The 12,472-nt window shown below is 63.8% G+C and carries 12 protein-coding genes and 1 pseudogene; 7 read left to right on the plus strand and 6 right to left on the minus strand.

Going from position 1 to position 12,472, the window contains the following annotated elements:
• Positions 1–420 precede the first annotated feature (420 nt).
• Positions 421–1,284 carry a DUF3108 domain-containing protein gene (locus BRAGE_RS0136560; protein WP_027565023.1) on the minus strand — a complete coding sequence of 288 codons (864 nt, stop codon included), beginning with the start codon at positions 1,282–1,284 and terminating at the stop codon, positions 421–423.
• A gap of 471 nt (positions 1,285–1,755) precedes the next feature.
• Between BRAGE_RS0136560 and rpmB the strand changes: the two genes are divergently transcribed.
• The 5 genes and pseudogenes from rpmB to ftsZ all read left to right on the plus strand — a co-directional run bounded on the left by rpmB (position 1,756) and on the right by ftsZ (position 5,965).
• Positions 1,756–2,064, plus strand: a complete 309-nt coding sequence (rpmB, locus tag BRAGE_RS0136565; RefSeq protein WP_027565024.1) for a 50S ribosomal protein L28 — start codon at positions 1,756–1,758, stop codon at positions 2,062–2,064.
• 224 nt (positions 2,065–2,288) lie between these two features.
• Positions 2,289–3,794, plus strand: a complete 1,506-nt coding sequence (locus BRAGE_RS53800; RefSeq protein WP_084335137.1) for an AlbA family DNA-binding domain-containing protein — start codon at positions 2,289–2,291, stop codon at positions 3,792–3,794.
• Positions 3,764–3,949, plus strand: a pseudogene (locus BRAGE_RS58105) (hypothetical protein); the annotation flags it as partial. The gene BRAGE_RS53800 and the pseudogene BRAGE_RS58105, both read left to right, overlap by 31 nt.
• Positions 3,950–4,364: 415 nt before the next feature.
• Complete coding sequence (locus tag BRAGE_RS57345) at positions 4,365–4,655, plus strand: hypothetical protein (RefSeq protein ID WP_245161740.1); 291 nt, start codon at positions 4,365–4,367, stop codon at positions 4,653–4,655.
• A gap of 50 nt (positions 4,656–4,705) precedes the next feature.
• Entirely contained in the window at positions 4,706–5,965 is a 1,260-nt protein-coding gene (ftsZ, locus tag BRAGE_RS0136575; protein WP_027565026.1) for a cell division protein FtsZ, read from the plus strand.
• A 305-nt stretch (positions 5,966–6,270) separates the two neighbouring features.
• On the opposite strand, the gene BRAGE_RS0136580 is transcribed toward ftsZ, so the two are convergent.
• A complete protein-coding gene (locus BRAGE_RS0136580) occupies positions 6,271–6,816 on the minus strand; it encodes a hypothetical protein (RefSeq protein ID WP_231164183.1) in 546 nt (181 codons plus the stop codon).
• A gap of 204 nt (positions 6,817–7,020) precedes the next feature.
• A complete protein-coding gene (locus tag BRAGE_RS0136585) occupies positions 7,021–7,299 on the minus strand; it encodes a DUF1488 domain-containing protein (protein ID WP_027565028.1) in 279 nt (92 codons plus the stop codon).
• Between the two features lie 394 nt (positions 7,300–7,693).
• Between BRAGE_RS0136585 and BRAGE_RS50860 the strand changes: the two genes are divergently transcribed.
• Both BRAGE_RS50860 and BRAGE_RS0136595 read left to right on the plus strand, forming a co-directional pair.
• Complete coding sequence (locus BRAGE_RS50860; RefSeq protein WP_035730488.1) at positions 7,694–9,013, plus strand: DUF2235 domain-containing protein; 1,320 nt, start codon at positions 7,694–7,696, stop codon at positions 9,011–9,013.
• 344 nt (positions 9,014–9,357) lie between these two features.
• Positions 9,358–9,603 carry a PilZ domain-containing protein gene (locus BRAGE_RS0136595; protein WP_027565029.1) on the plus strand — a complete coding sequence of 82 codons (246 nt, stop codon included), beginning with the start codon at positions 9,358–9,360 and terminating at the stop codon, positions 9,601–9,603.
• A gap of 172 nt (positions 9,604–9,775) precedes the next feature.
• Here the strand turns inward: BRAGE_RS0136595 and BRAGE_RS0136600 are convergent, their stop codons facing one another.
• The 3 genes from BRAGE_RS0136600 to BRAGE_RS0136610 all read right to left on the minus strand — a co-directional run bounded on the left by BRAGE_RS0136600 (position 9,776) and on the right by BRAGE_RS0136610 (position 12,467).
• Complete coding sequence (locus BRAGE_RS0136600; protein ID WP_027565030.1) at positions 9,776–10,183, minus strand: hypothetical protein; 408 nt, start codon at positions 10,181–10,183, stop codon at positions 9,776–9,778.
• Between the two features lie 356 nt (positions 10,184–10,539).
• Positions 10,540–11,652 (minus strand): NADH:flavin oxidoreductase/NADH oxidase, encoded by a 1,113-nt coding sequence (locus BRAGE_RS0136605; protein WP_027565031.1) that lies wholly within the window; start codon positions 11,650–11,652, stop codon positions 10,540–10,542.
• 119 nt (positions 11,653–11,771) lie between these two features.
• A complete protein-coding gene (locus BRAGE_RS0136610; protein ID WP_027565032.1) occupies positions 11,772–12,467 on the minus strand; it encodes a hypothetical protein in 696 nt (231 codons plus the stop codon).
• Between the last annotated feature and the right edge of the window lie 5 nt (positions 12,468–12,472).

A 12,472-nucleotide genomic window follows, 5' to 3' on the forward strand; every position in this document is an offset into this window, starting at 1 on the left:
CTAGATGGAGTTTTGGGGTGCCGCACAAGCGACGATTTGAGGACGGAAATGCTTAAGTTGGGGACGAGCCTGAGTCGAATCAGAATTGGGAAGGAGTCAAATGGATTCCTGTTCCAGGCGCCCAAACCCATTTCGCGAAAACAACCCCATGCACAGTAGAACCGGCCCGCCGCCGGAAGGGCGGGGTAACGGCGGGTAAGGCGTTGATAGAGCGTGAAAAATCCTGCCGATCCGTCATCCTGAGGTGCGAGTGGCGCGGTGCGCAGCATCGCGTCGGGAGCCTCGAAGGATGGACGGCCCGGATCGGGCGGCATGCCGGGCTATTCGCGCGGGAACAGCCGGGCTGTCGCCCTTCGAGGGCCGCTGAAGAAGCGGCCACCTCAGGGTGACGGTCTGAGAGGTGAGTGCGCGGCTAAAGACCTACTGCGTCTTCGCGACGCGCGGGGGCTGGGGCGAGGTGATGAAGCTGGTGGCTTCCAGCATCGCCGGGCCGAGCGGCGTCGGGACCTTCAGCCAGAACGGGACCAGGATGCGCGTGCCGGCGACGGGGGCAAACGCGATCTCGATGTTGCGCTGGGCGGCGAGGTATTTGATCACCGGGCGGTCGGGGATGTAGCCGGCCACGGGGACGAAATAGAGCGCGCAGACCACGACCGGGCCGCGATAGCCCTTCTCGGCCTTCACCGTCTCCATCCGCTTGAAATCGAGCTTGAGGTCGTAGCGCATGCGGCCGTCGAAGACGGGCGCGGCGTTGTGGCAGGCATCGGGCGTCACGGGATCGCCGGTGCCGGGCACGCGGAGCAGCGAGGCCGTCATCGGATCCCAGACGCCGCGGCGATGCGCGTCGGTGACGACGATGCGATCAGGATCGACCGGCGGCTCCGGCACGATGCCGAACTCCTTCACATTGCCCTTGTCGAGGGTGATGTGGATCTCTTCGGTCTTCTTCGAGGTGGTGGTGGAGGCCTGGTAGCCGGTCGCGACCAGCGCGCCGTTGACGACGCGCCCCTGCGAGGCACCGGTGCCGGACCCGCCCGCGAACGACTTCAAGAGCCCCGTGGTGCCGCCGGAGGCTGCGGCCGCGAACACGTCGTCGCCGATATCGATGTTCCAGGCGCCTTTGCCGACGGGAATGCCCGCCAGGGTCGCCTCATATTGCGCCTCGAGCTTGCCCTGCGCCGCCACCGGCTCGGCGCCCCACGCGAGCGCGAGCCCGCAAAGGGTCGAGAAGGCCAGCCGGCGAGCCGAGCGCGGCCGGGACGCAAGTCGGGGAGGTCTGGGCACGAAACGATCCAATCGGGGCGCGACGGTTGTTACTTAAGCCAAAAACCGCGGCGGGCAATGTGTCCGGGCATCCAGCCTGGAACCTGACCGGACTTTTCAAGCCCGATTGCGCCCTTTATGTGATGGTAAGGGGTTTCAATCATTGCCGTTTTGGTGATCGGGGCGCATCAGGGGCGCGCACCCTCTCACCACCCATTCCGTCGTCATGCCCCGCGAAGGCGGGGCATCCAATACGCCGCAGCTTCTCGGTTCCAGCCGCGCGGCCGGTGGAATACTGGATCGCCCGGTCAAGCCGGGCGATGACACCGTGGTGGGGCAGAGCGCGGCCCCAAAACCCCGCCCAAAACCTTGACGTCCCGCCCCTTCCCCCCTATACGTCCGCCCGCTCCCTGCAAGGACAGAGAATTTGCCCCTGTGGCGCCCCGAATGGCGGCCGCAACTCATTGGGGGCTCGAACCAAGGAACTATGCCATGTCTCGCCGCTGCGAACTGACGGCCAAGGGCCCCCTCGTCGGCCACAAGGTCAGCCACTCCAACATCAAGACCAAGCGCCGCTTCCTGCCGAACCTCGTCAACGTGACGTTCATCTCGGAAGCCCTGGAGCGCAACGTGCGCCTGCGCGTCTCCACCAACGCGGTGAAGAGCGTCGACCACAATGGCGGCCTCGATGCCTTCCTGCTCAAGGCCAACGCCGACGTCCTGTCGCCGCGCGCCCTGGAGTTGAAGCGCGCCATCCAGAAGAAGGTCGGCGACACCGCGCCGGCGAAGAAGGCCAGCTAAGATTTCCATTTAAGGAGGGGGCTGAGTTGCGTCGCGTGGCGTAGGCTTAGCCAGTCGAGTTTTGCGTTGCGGCCGGATCGAAAGATCCGGCCGTTTTTGTTTCTTCTTTCCAATGCGCAACGGTAGCCGCTTCATCTGTAAATGCGGCACATCCCTTTCCAAAGCGAAACGCCATACTCTAGTGTCGCGCTAAAGTTGTCCCTGAGTTGGAACGCTAGGCAGATATGGCGGCTCGTCCTCGAACCTTGAGCGATCGTGAAATCGCACTCGCAAAAGCAATGCTCCTAAGAGGATTCAAAAATGACGCCATCCACTTCTATTTCAATCTTCCCAATCGACTAATTAGTCCTGGCCGCATCACTCAAATCAAGCAGAAGAAGTATGGCGCCAATGTCGAGGAAGCGCCCCAAGAAGAACTCGACCAGTTCCTCCAGACCTGGAATAGCTCTCGATCAGGCTCTGGTCACGCCCTGACCTCGCCGCTCGACCGCTCACGCCTTATGCGCATGTTTCACGAAACGTCTGCCGGCTGGGCATTGGTCCCCGGCGAAACGGATTTCACGGAATGCAAGCGCAGCTTTCGAGTGTCGCCCGAGACACGCTTCGCGGATGTCATCCGATCGATCGCAGGGTTAGCAAACAACCAAGGAGGCTATCTCTTCTTTGGCGTCACCGACAAAACTCTACTCGTTGAGGGTCTTCCCGACGATACATTTGCCAAAACCGATCCTGCAGAGATAAATCGCTCACTCGCAGGCTCGCTGGATCCAGTTCCGCGAACAACCACAGCGACACTTCTGCTTTCAGGCAAAACCATCGGCATTATGCATGTGGAAAGGCACGATGGAGCCCCCGTTATCGCTCTGAAGAATATCGGGACGGAAGTCCGAGAAGGCACCGTGTATTATCGATACGTTGGAGAAACACGCGCGATCAAACCGGGCGAGCTGCGCAAAATCATCTCAGATCGAGAGCAAAGAGCCGTGGCAGCGTTCAGCCATCAAATGGCGCGCATTGCCGCCGGAACCGATGCAACGCTGAATTTAGACACCGGAGAGGTGAGCGGGAAAAGCGGCAACCTTGTAATCGACAAGTCCCTCCTATCGAATATTCAGTTCATCCGCGAAGGTGAATTTTCGGAACTCAAGGGCGCACCAGCTCTACGACTAATCGGAGACGTAGAGCCGCTAGATGCAACAGAACGCAAGCGAGCAAACATAATTAGAGATAACGTCACGGCCGACGCGGTCATAAGAAATTTTCTGAGAGACGAGAAGGTTTCCGACCCAACACAGTATGTGCATTTTCAAGCTCATTCGCAGCGAAAATGGCTACCAGCCTGGTACTACGTCAAGCAAACGAAGCAACCAGTTGGCGAAATCATAGACGACCTTCGAAAGCAGGTCGCAACCTATCCAGCCAATCGCGACGCTCTCGTGCAAAGACTTCTTCGTAAATCAACCGCCCACAAAGAGCCCACTGGCAAACCTGCACGAATTCTATCAGGGCTTCTCTCAGGGAATGTCCGTGCACCAACAGACATCGAGAGCGACGCTCTCTTCGCAACTGCACTCCAGGGACTTCCTACCGGCTACAGGCGCGCTCGCGATTTAAAGCCCTTGCTCCTAGCAAGCCTTGATCGCGCTCAGGGCCCAGATAATCGAAGCAGCAACCGGCGAAGCTTAATATATCGAGCCGCATGCCGATTGGACGAACTTGGGAATGCGTAACCGGCAACGAGATCTCGGAGAACATCTCCAACGTCCTGAAGCTCGATCGGTGCCTGCGCGAGACCAACAAGACGCAGCCGCGGCAAATGGTGCTTTGCGATCCCGGGGTCGGCTCGGTGACGGGCCCCCGTAAACGCCACCTCGCGCCCGTTAACCGTCCGTTAACCAACGCAGCCTAGCCTGCGGTAATCGTCCAGCCATCATTAGCTCGAAATGCCTTCCCGGTTTGCTCCAGGAGAAGCGCCGATGTGCGTTGCGTTGTTGACGTATGCCGATCTCAGTGCCCGCCTCAAGATCTCGCGCGAGGCCGCGCGTTCGCTGGCGAGACGTCGCCGGTGGCCGCGCTCGCGGTCGGATGACGGCAAGGCCCTGATCACCGTTGATTTATGCGAGCTTCGCTACACGCCCCGCCCGCGACGTGCCCGCGAGGCAAGCCACACCGATGCCGCCGCGGCAAGGATGGAGGCGTTAGAGCCATTTCCGTTCGGACCGAGTCCGAACGGGGCTCCAGATTCTTATTCTGACGCGCTTTCCCTGCGCGAACCGGTAGCCACTTCGCTCGAAAACGCTATGGAGATCGAGGCACTCAAGGCGGAGGTCGCGCGGCTCGAAGAGGTCGCAACCGCCTACAGGGCCGTGTTCGAGCGCGAGCGCGAGCGCGCCGATCGGCTGGCCGCCGAGCTGATGCAGGCGGCGGCCGAGACGGCGGCAGCCAATGCGTGGGCGGCACGACTGGAAGACGAAGTGGCGGAGTTACGGACCGGTCGCCGCCCTGGCGGCGGGGTCGCGGGACAGGGCGCGCTTCGATTGGGACGACTGGCCGCTTCGATCGTGCAAGCAGACCGCGCGGCTCGCAGGTAGCACTTGAACCTTTCCCCATTCCCGGCCGCCGGAGCAACCGCGAGGACAGAATGACTGACATCACCGACATTCGCGAGATGAAGGCCCGCATCGTCGTGTTCGGCGTCGGCGGCGCCGGCGGCAACGCCGTCAACAACATGATCACGGCCGGGCTGGAAGGGGTCGAGTTCGTCGTCGCCAACACCGACGCGCAGGCGCTTGCCATGTCGAAGGCGACGCGCCTGATCCAGCTCGGCACCAACGTCACCGCAGGCCTCGGCGCCGGTTCGCAGCCCGAACTCGGGCGCGCAGCGGCCGAGGAGGTCATCGATACGATCCGCGAGCATCTGACCGGCGCACACATGGTGTTCGTGACGGCCGGCATGGGCGGCGGCACCGGCACCGGGGCTGCACCGATCGTCGCCAGGACCGCGCGCGAGCTCGGCATCCTCACCATCGGCGTCGTCACCAAGCCGTTCTACTTCGAGGGCCAGCGCCGCATGCGCTTTGCCGAAGCCGGCATCGAGGAGCTGCTGAAGACGGTCGACACCCTCCTGATCATCCCGAACCAGAATCTGTTCCGCGTCGCCAGCGCGAAGACCACGTTCGCCGATGCCTTTGCCCTTGCCGACCAGGTGCTCTATTCGGGCGTGGCCTGCATCAGCGACCTCATCGTCAAGGAAGGCCTGATCAATCTCGATTTTGCCGATGTTCTCTCCGTGATGCGGGAGAAGGGCAAGGCCATGATGGGACGGGGCGAGGCGTCCGGCGAGAAACGCGTGCTCGCGGCCGCCGTGGCGGCGATTTCCAATCCGTTGATCGAGAACCCCTCGATCAAGCGCGCCAGTGGCCTCATCATCTCCATCACCGGCGGCAAGGATCTCATGCTGTACGAGGTCGACGAAGCCGCCACCCGCATTCGCGACGAGGCCGATCCGGACGCCAACATCATCGTCGGCGCCTCGTTCGATGAAAGCCTCGAAGGCATCGTCCGCGTCTCGGTGGTGGCGACCGGGATCGACAATGTCGACCCGGCGCTCCAGGCGCCGGCGGTGGAAACCGCGCTCACGCAGCTCGCCGGCCGGTTGCGCAACGACAGCCGCCGCATCGCCGATCGCATCGAGCGCGGTGCAGCGCTGCCGCAAGTGGAAAGCCCGCCGCTCCGCCCGCAGCCGCATCACCCCGTGGGGCCACCGGCAAGGCCGAATCAGGACCATGCGCGCCAGGCGGCTCTGCAGACACTCGATCTCTACGGCCGATCATCCCCGCGCAACATGGCCGACGAAAGCGTTCTCGATATCCCGGCCTTCCTGCGCCGCGCCGCCAACTGAGCGGTGGGTCAACGACAGGTCGTCATCCCGGGGCGCGACGAAGTCGCGAGCTATGATGCGCAATTGCGCATCTGAGGATCCATAACCACCATCGTGAGTATGGATTCTCAGGTGCGCAATTGCGCACCGTAGCTCGCGCCAAGAGGCGCGCCCCGGAATGACGGAGCAAAACAACAACTCTCCCGCTTCGGCGGGCTCCTCACCATGAGGGTCTGATATCACGCCGCAAGACGCGACCTCATCCTGAGGGCCCGCCATAGGCGGGCGTCTCGAAGGATGCGCCACGAGGAAGCCACCCGCTACGTTCACGCTGCGGTGCTGCGCGGGCTCTCCGCTGCTTCCCGTTTTTCCGTCTCCTTGTCGCGAGACAGCCATGCCGGAAAGCGAAGCAGGCGATCGCCCGCCTCTTTTGGCGGCTCGATGGGCGCTTCGCTGGCCGAGCTCGGGAGGTCCAGCACGGCGTGTCCCGTTCGCACGGCGTCCGCGCGCTGGTCCAGTTCACGCAACAGGGGATCGAGCACGGTGTCGATTTCGGTCGCCACCGACACCAGGAAACTCTTGAGCTCGCGCGCCTCGGGCACGACGGCCGAAGCCTGCGCGATCGCCTTGGAGAGACCATCGACGACCGGGGCAAACGCGCCGGCGGCTTGCATGATTCGCGTTTTTATCGCTTCGATTTCGGCCAGGACGCGATCACGCTCCCGCCTGTTCTTCTCCTCCGAAAGGCGGGCTTCGATCTCGGCGATCTGGGCCGTCAGGGTGGTGGCTTCGGATGCGAGTGCATCGCGTCTTGCGCGTGCGCGATCGAGATCGCGGCTGAGATTGTCCACTAGATCGTCCTTCCCGAACATTGCTTTGCTCCGTAGGACAGCCGTGGCGCGAACCGCCAGCCGGTTGAGCGAGCCAAGGGCTCGATCGGCCGAAACAGGCATCAATTGCGGTCGCGTCACATGGGCCGACATGGTGACCCCCAGTCGTCCCCATTAGGCGCCGGCATGGTTAACGAGTGGTTAATGTCAACAGATGATGCGACGCAGCCGCGATAGCCCCCTCCCCTAGCTCCGAAAATCGATGCTCCGCAGCACGATGCCCGGCGGGGTGCCTTCGAACTCGCAGGCGCGGTATTTGCTGGCGGCGCAGGCTTCGATGCGGTCGCGCAGGCGGCTGAACTGGGCTTCGCGCTGCTCGGGGGCGACCTTCGGGCCGCGTTCGAGATCGTCCATCGCCGAGGTCGAGATCGCGCAACCGATCTCCTGCGGGCCGTCCTGCATGGAGAACAGCACGATCATCCGGTCGTATTCGAGGCCGATGTAGCGGCCGCTGGTGAGGGTCATGGGGGAATCCTTTCGCTGGTTGCCCGGCAACGCGATGATCGCGCGAAGCGCACAAACCCACCTCGACGTCGTCCATCACCCCGGCCAGCTCCTGGCCGCGCACGCCGTGGCACAAATATCCACAACAACTCATTTCGGTGGTTATGGGTCCTGCCTCCCCTGCGCAATCGCGCACCAGGCCAGGACGGCAGCTGCTTTCCACGCCCGTACCCTAGTTGCCGCAGAGCGCGGCGGGTGAGGGCTCTTTCCTCTTGGGGATTATGATGCCGCCGCATCATGCAAGCCACATGCGATAGCCCCTGCCCTCCTGGGAGGGTAAGAGCACCACCGTCTCCTCTCCGTCGCGCAGTTCCGCTATACTCGTCGGGGTAGCATTTCCCGGAGGGGCAGACCTGTGGAGCACGCACACAACACCGAGCCGAAAAACCTCGTCATCTGCTGTGACGGGACCGGCAACGAGATCTCGGAGAACATCTCCAATGTCCTGAAGCTCTATCGCTGCCTGCGCAAGACCGACAAGACGCAGCCGCGGCAGATGGTGTTTTACGATCCCGGGGTCGGCACGGTGACGGAGCCGACGACGTGGCACCGCTGGAAGGCCAACATCAATCTGGTGCTGGGGCTCGCCACCGGCTACGGGCTCGATGACAACGTGCTGTCGGCCTATTGCTTTTTGATCGAGCACTACGCGCCGGGCGACCGCATCTATCTGTTCGGTTTTTCACGCGGTGCCTACACGGTTCGCGTGCTGGCGGGGCTGATCCACAAGATCGGCCTGATCTCGCCGGAGCAGGCGAACCTCGCAGGCTCGGGGCTCGTCGCCTACAAGCAATATTCCGGCACCGGGCGCGGCAACTCCATCTCCGACCTCCAGGACGTCGCGGTCGACGACCAGGGGCCGCTGCCGAAGGACACGTTCGACCTCGCCGCCCAGTTCGCGCGCATCACTTCGACGCGCTGGCCGACCATCCACTTCATCGGCGTCTGGGACACGGTGGCGAGCGTGATTGTGCCGCGGCGCGACAATTTCTTCTTCGTGTTCAGCCTGGAGGAGCTCGCCTTCACGCTGCGCAATCCGAGCGTAAAAATCTTCCGGCAGGCGATCGCGATCGACGAGCGGCGCTGCATGTTCCGCCTCAAGCAGTACGAGGAGCCGCAGGAATACTGGCGCAACCGCTATGTGCCCGACGAGAAGAAGGAGCCGCAGGACATCTTGCAGGTGTGGTTCGCCGGCGTGCATTGCGACGTCGGCGGCGGCTATCCGGAAGCCGAGAGCGCGGAGTCCAAATATCCGCTGATCTGGATGATCGAGGAAGCGGCGAAGGCCGGGCTGAACTTCAACCCGCGCACCGTGAACCAGCTCGCCTGGGGCGTGCAGCGCAAGAACTCGCCGTTCAAATATGTCGCGCCGGCCTACACCGGCAAGGCGGGCGCGCTGCACAATTCGATGACGACGGCCTGGCGCGTGCTGGAATATCTGCCGAAGAGCGCGAAGTACAAGGAATGGCCTGACAGGACGGTGGTGCTCGGCTTCTACATCCCCGATTGCGAGCCGCGCGTCATTCCCGAAGGCGCGCATGTGCATGAGAGCGTGCTGAAGCGGATGGCGGTGGAGCCGGACTACCGGCCGGTGAACCTGCCGAAAGAATATGTCACCGTGCCGATGCCGGTGCCGCCGCATGCGGACGCGCCGGTGGAGGAGCACGTGGCGTGAGGGGGGTGATGGCGACGATGATGGAGGCAGTGGCGTGCAACATCACCGGTGTCGTCCCTGCGAACGCAGGGACCCATACCGCGTGATCTCTCGGTCGCAGGAGGCAGGAGTACCGAACGACGAATCTTCGCCAAACCTCTCCCTGGGGTTATGGGTCCCTGCGTTCGCAGGGACGACAGGGGAGTTTGGGGTGGACGGCGGAGCACCTCGCTACCGCCGGTTTCTCCATTCGCCGCCACTTTTCGTTAAAATTCTCCGGCCCGCCTTAGCATCATCGCATCAACTCCTCTGCATCATCCTGCACAGAGCCCGCCGTAAGCAGCGGAATTGGAGGAGATGTGCCAATGCATCCGCGAAAATTTGTCCGCGTCAAACCCGCAGGCCTGGTGTCCCGCCAGGCCAAGATCATCACCGACCCGCGCGCGCCGGTGATCCCCTGCACGCTGATCGACTACTCGCCCGGCGGGGCCTGCGTCGATCTCGGCGGGCAGGTGAAGATCCCCGACCGGTTCGAGCTGTTGCATGTGAACACGAAGAAGCGCTGCCGCATCGCCTGGAAGCGCGGCACGCGCGTGGGCGTGGTGTTCTAGCTGTCGGCTTCGTAGCCCTCCCAATGGGTCGTCATGCCCGGGCTTGTCCCGGGCATCCACGTTTCTTGGGCACGGATGCAAAGACGTGGATGGCCGGGTCATAGGCGAGCGGAAGCGACGCCGTCCTTCAGACGGCTATGCCCGGTCATGACGGTGCGGGAGGGTCAGAAAACTACTTCCGCATCCTCGCCTTCGTTCCCGCGACGATCTGCATGGCGACGCCGGCGATCCAGCCAAGCAGGACGAGCCAGGTCCAGGCGATGTGCGGGTCCAGCCGCAGCACGATCACGGCGACGGAGGCGAGCGCGGTGAAGGTGGCGCAGAGCGTGCCGGCGGCGCTCAAGAATTCCGCGGCGTCGATCTGGCTGTGCGCGTCGTCGAAGGGAAGCTGCGGCGTGTCGATGCCGAGATAGAAGCCGATGAAGCCCAGCACCATCATCGTCAGCAGGAAACCCTGCGTGGTGAGGTGCGCGATCGACGAGCCGACATAGGCGCCGACGAACAGCCCGCATGCCGCGCCTGCCATCGCAAGGCCCACGCGCTCGAACACATGGGCAGTCTTCCGGACACGAAACCGCATGGGCCGGCCTCCGTGATGCCCCGGGATGCAAGGTTAGGCCAGTTTTGCGGACCGCGAAAGCTGAGGAGTTTTACGGATACGTGAGGTCGCGTGATGAGAGGCGTGAGGGAGGTGAGGTGGACACCACATCCTCCGCTGTCGTCCCGGACAAGCGAAGCGCAGATCCGGGACCCATAACCACAGGAAGCAGTTTGGCGAAGACTCTTAGTTGAGTTGTCAACGCACACAGCGCGCTATCGTGAGATCACGCGGTATGGGTCCCTGCTCCCCGTGCGCAATTGCGCACTAGGCAGGGACGACAGGGGCGGTGTGGCGCGGTCATCGCGCCACAGACATACATCACGCGCGCAGCGCCCTCACCGCGCCCCGAACGTTGTCTTGCCGAACAGCGCCTTCTGCGTCGAGGGCTGCGAGCGCCAATATTGCGGCGGGGCTTCGACTTCGCCGCCGAGCTCGGCGGCGGCGTGCCAGGCCCAGCGCGGGTCGTAGAGCAGGCCGCGCGCGAGCGCGACCATGTCGGCCTTGCCGCTGGCGACGATCTCTTCCGCCTGCTTCGGCTCGGTGATGAGGCCGACCGCGATGGTCGGCAATCCCGTCTCGCGCTTGATGGCCTCGGCAAACTGCACCTGATAGCCGGGGCCGAGCGGAATCTTCTGCAGCGGCGAGACGCCGCCGGAGGACGCATCGATCCAGTCGACGCCGCGCGCCTTCAACGCGCTCGCGAACTCGATGGTTTGACCCAGGTCCCAGCCGCCCTCGACCCAGTCGGTCGACGACACCCGCATGCCCACCGGCTTGTCGTGCGGGACGACGGCGCGCACCGCGTCATAGACCTCGAGCGGGAAGCGCATGCGGCTCTGCAAGGAGCCGCCATATTCGTCGGTGCGCTTGTTGGAGACCGGCGAGAGGAACTGATGCAGCAGATAGCCGTGCGCGCCGTGCAGCTCGATCGCGTCGATGCCGATCCGCATCGCGCGCTTGGCGCTGTCGACGAAGGCGTCGCGGATGCGCTTGAGACCGCTCGCATCCAGCGCCAGCGGCGCGGCTTCGCCCTCCTTGTGCGGCACCGCGCTTGGCGCCACCGTCTGCCAGCCGCCGTGCTCGACCGGGATCAGCTGGCCGCCGTCCCAGGGCCGCGCGCTCGACGCCTTGCGGCCGGCATGGGCGAGCTGCATCGCCACCGCGGTTGAGGAATGCTTGCGCACGGAAGAGAGGATCTGCTTCAGCGCGGCCTCGCAGGCATCGCTGTAGAGCCCGAGGCAGCCCGGCGTGATGCGGCCGATCGCCTCGACATGGGTCGCCTCGATGCAGAACATCGCCGCGCCCGACAGGCTGAGATTGTTGATGTGGGTGAAGTGCCAGTCAGTGGCGACGCCGTCGTCGGCCGAATATTGGCACATCGGCGACACCACGACGCGGTTCTTCAACGTCAGGCCGCGCAGCTTGATCGGGGAAAACAGGGCGCTCATGCGGGAAGGTTCCGGGGATGGAGGGATGGAAGCGATTGCATGAAGTTTAGTAGGCCGATGGCGAATTGCCAGTTGCGCGGGCAGCATGGCCGACCGGGACGGCATGCATTGCGGCTGCCCTACTCCAGCTCCTCGAACCTCCCCGGCACGGGTTTGCCCATACGCACGCTGCCATCGGGCAAGATCTCGCCATCCGCCTCCGCCGAAAACTGGATCGTGTTGCCGCCGCCCTCGCGTTTCGTCGCCTTGCCGAACACCCCCAGCTTGTCCGCGAGCGCCAGGTCGTCGAGCACGAACACGCGGTACTCCGTGAGGTGAAAACGGCGCGGCGACTGCCAGGTCAGCGCCGGCACGGAGGTGCGCATGTCGCCGTCGGTCTTGATGTCGATGCTGCGGCCGGTGACGTCGCGGAACAGGTCCGGCCCCTTGAGCAGGCGCGCGTGGCCGCCCTCGACGGCGTAGAGGTTCAAGGTGACGATATGGCGCTCGGTGCGGAAGCTCACCGCGACAGTGCGCGCGTCGGCCGACCAGGCGGCGTGGAAGGCGTCCGGCGCGGTGTCGAGGATGTTGTCGTCATCGACATTGTCGAGCGTCATCAGCCGGCGATGGCTCGGCTCCGCCATGAGATAGAGCCGAAAACCCTCGCGGCCGGCCTCGCCGCCGGCATGGGCGGCGACCGAGAGCTTCCCATTCGGCGCACGGCCGCCCTGGATGATGGCGTATTCGCCCTTCTTGTACTGGTGCTCGGCCGTGGCGTGCGCCTGAGGCAGCGCGGCAAGCATGAGGATGAAGGCGAGGATGGCGCGAAGGGGCATGGATG

Origin of the sequence: Bradyrhizobium genosp. SA-4 str. CB756, assembly GCF_000473125.1 — a bacterium.
GTDB lineage: Bacteria > Pseudomonadota > Alphaproteobacteria > Rhizobiales > Xanthobacteraceae > Bradyrhizobium > Bradyrhizobium arachidis.

Excerpts from the sequence above, each read along its gene's own strand:
- BRAGE_RS0136610 (WP_027565032.1), bottom strand. The coding sequence starts at position 12,467 with ATGCCCCTTCGCGCCATCCTCGCCTTCATCCTCATGCTTGCCGCGCTG.
- BRAGE_RS0136605 (WP_027565031.1), bottom strand. The coding sequence starts at position 11,652 with ATGAGCGCCCTGTTTTCCCCGATCAAGCTGCGCGGCCTGACGTTGAAG.
- BRAGE_RS0136595 (WP_027565029.1), top strand. The coding sequence starts at position 9,358 with ATGCATCCGCGAAAATTTGTCCGCGTCAAACCCGCAGGCCTGGTGTCC.
- BRAGE_RS0136600 (WP_027565030.1), bottom strand. The coding sequence starts at position 10,183 with ATGCGGTTTCGTGTCCGGAAGACTGCCCATGTGTTCGAGCGCGTGGGC.
- rpmB (WP_027565024.1), top strand. The coding sequence starts at position 1,756 with ATGTCTCGCCGCTGCGAACTGACGGCCAAGGGCCCCCTCGTCGGCCAC.
- BRAGE_RS0136580 (WP_231164183.1), bottom strand. The coding sequence starts at position 6,816 with ATGTTCGGGAAGGACGATCTAGTGGACAATCTCAGCCGCGATCTCGAT.
- ftsZ (WP_027565026.1), top strand. The coding sequence starts at position 4,706 with ATGACTGACATCACCGACATTCGCGAGATGAAGGCCCGCATCGTCGTG.
- BRAGE_RS57345 (WP_245161740.1), top strand. The coding sequence starts at position 4,365 with ATGGAGATCGAGGCACTCAAGGCGGAGGTCGCGCGGCTCGAAGAGGTC.
- BRAGE_RS0136585 (WP_027565028.1), bottom strand. The coding sequence starts at position 7,299 with ATGACCCTCACCAGCGGCCGCTACATCGGCCTCGAATACGACCGGATG.
- BRAGE_RS53800 (WP_084335137.1), top strand. The coding sequence starts at position 2,289 with ATGGCGGCTCGTCCTCGAACCTTGAGCGATCGTGAAATCGCACTCGCA.